We start from the raw sequence: 2487 nt of genomic DNA on the forward strand, positions 1-2487 counted from the left end.
GGGCTAGGGGCTAGGGGCTAGGGAAAGAGGGGGAGCGGGGGAGCAATATCAGGACTTACGCACCCAACCAAAGAAACCGGGTTTTTTGACGAAAATACTTCGCTGTTACCCAGATTCTCTCAAAAACCCGGTTTCTAGGGCCATGAGCGTAAGTCCTGAATATGCCAATTACCAATTACCAATTACCAATTACCAATTACCAATTACCAATTACCAACTACCAATTACCAATTCCTATGGCTCCAGTAATAGTTAAACGTTATCTAATTGCTTTCAAGCAATACAAATGGGTCGGATTAGTCACTTTTGCAGCAGCAGTGGGCGTGTCAGGGTTAGTAGCAACTCGTCCAGAAGCAGCTCCTAATTACACGGCTACAGGTATTCTGAGCTACCACCGTCCTCCTGTGATCTTTTCAACTACGGCTACTGATATTCAAAAGCAGGGGCAGGAAGTAACAAAAGAAATGCTGCTGGACAAAAAGGTAATCGAGGCAGCAGCGAAAGAAGTAGAGGTTTCGCCCGAAAAGATGACAAAAAATGTGTCAATAAAGATGCCGAAATCCAACGACCAAGGTGCGGGAATTGAAGTCTCTTACAAGAATAAAGATCCTAAGAGAGCAGAAAAAATTGTAGATACAGTAATGAAGGAAATGGTTAAACAAAGCCAGTTAATTAATACTTCTATACTGCGAGAGACGATCGTCCAGATTAACAACCGTTTACCACAAGTAATTCAGGATCTCAGAGCTGCTGAAGAAAAACTTCAACTCTACGAGAGACGAGAGGGAGCATCTATTTTGGCATTTCAGACTGCTGCTTTGCCTCAAGCGATCGCCTCCGCACAACAGCAACAGCGGACGATTAGATTTCAGTTAGACGGCGTTAATGCTCAAATTAATAGCCTGGAAGGGCGATTGGGATTGAATGCAGATCAAGCTTACGTGGCTCAAGCTTTGGCTGCTGACCCAATTATTGCTCAATTGCGATCGCAACTTTTCGATATTGAGTCTCAGTTACAAGTGCTCCGCCTGGATTTTCAGGACGAACACCCGAAAGTAGTCGAGTTAACTAACACCAAACAAGCACTGGATCAACAGTTACAGCAGCGAGCGGCTGAGGTACTTGGAGGTGACGGAGTAGCAGCACCCTTAAGTGCGGCGAAGATTCGAGTAGACTCTGCTTTAGATCCCGCCAGACAAGATTTAGCTAAAACTTTGATTAATTTGCAAACTCAGCGGGAGATGCTGCAACAGCAACTTATTGGTATTGCGAAAACAGAACAACAACTGCGGCGGGAACACGCGACGCTTCCCAATAAACAGTTAGAACAAACGCGCATCGCACAGGAAGTAAACCTGAAGAAGACCCTCTACGATAAGATGCAATCGGCGCGGGTGGATGCTCAGGCGGCGATAGTGGAGACAACAGGCTCTTTGAGAATTTCTCAGTTTGGAAAAGCTGATAATCTCAAATTCACTCCTAAAAGTCGGTCTGCGATCTTGGCCGTGGGGGGATTGGCTGGAATCTTGCTAGGGGGCGGAGTCATATTTTTACTGGGAATGCTGGGTGGGAAGTTCTACACTTGGGAGGAAATTCGCTCGGCTTTGGAAGAAGGGGATGTGGAAGTCTTGGGAATTTTGCCTTTTGCGATCGCCCTTGACTCCAGTAGAGATGATATGCCGATCGCCCTAGAAGCTAATTCTCCTTATCTAGAATTTTACGAGAAACTTCGCAGCAATCTACGCCGCGTTGGAGAAAAACCCCCGAAGCTGGTAATACTAACTTCTGCGACTGCTCTTGAAGGCAAGACTTTTAGCGCTTACAATTTAGCGATCGCCTCGGCTCGTGCTAGTAAGCGGACTTTGTTAATCGAAGCAGATTTGCGATCGCCCTCTTGGGTTCAATTTTTGAAAGTCGCTCCCGATCCCGCTAGTTCTATTGAACCCCTACGTTACTACGGCGATCTCTGCGAGTGCATTCGGCTTGTCCCAGCCGTTGAGAACCTATTTGTCATACCCAGTCCCGGGCCTCTGCGACAAGCTGCTGCTGTACTGGAATCGAGCGAAATCCGGCGGCTGCTTACAGAAGTTCGCCACCGCTTTGATTTTATAGTTATAGACTCCCCCCCTTTAAATGAATACAGCGATGCCCTGACCTTGGAACCATATACGGATGGCATAGTTTTAGTAACAAGGCAAGGTCATACTAATGCCGAAACATTGGCTGAAGTAACCGATCGGTTAACAGAATTTGATGAAGAACTAAACAAAGTAGGGCCGCGACTGTTGGGAGCGATCGTTAATGGTGCTGACATTGCAGTTGAGTTCCCCGATCGGATTGAGGAAATAGATATTCCCCTCGTACACTTTGCTGATTCCCCTACACAAGTGAAATCAAAACCAATGTCAAAACCAAGCAGAAGGCAAAAGGCAAAAGGAAGTAGCAAAGAAGGGGCTAGGGGCTAGGGACTAGGGAAAGAGGAAGAGA

The 2487-nt window shown here is 46.5% G+C and carries 1 protein-coding gene; it reads left to right on the plus strand.

Annotated elements, in window-relative coordinates:
* The first annotated feature begins 236 nt into the window (after window positions 1-236).
* A complete protein-coding gene (locus PN499_RS06500; protein ID WP_417063864.1) occupies window positions 237-2465 on the plus strand; it encodes a GumC family protein in 2229 nt (742 codons plus the stop codon).
* Window positions 2466-2487: the final 22 nt, after the last annotated feature.

Origin of the sequence: Kamptonema animale CS-326 (assembly GCF_028330895.1) — a bacterium.
GTDB classification, from domain to species: domain Bacteria; phylum Cyanobacteriota; class Cyanobacteriia; order Cyanobacteriales; family Microcoleaceae; genus Kamptonema; species Kamptonema formosum.

Excerpts from the sequence above, each read along its gene's own strand:
- PN499_RS06500 (WP_417063864.1), top strand. The coding sequence starts at position 237 with ATGGCTCCAGTAATAGTTAAACGTTATCTAATTGCTTTCAAGCAATAC.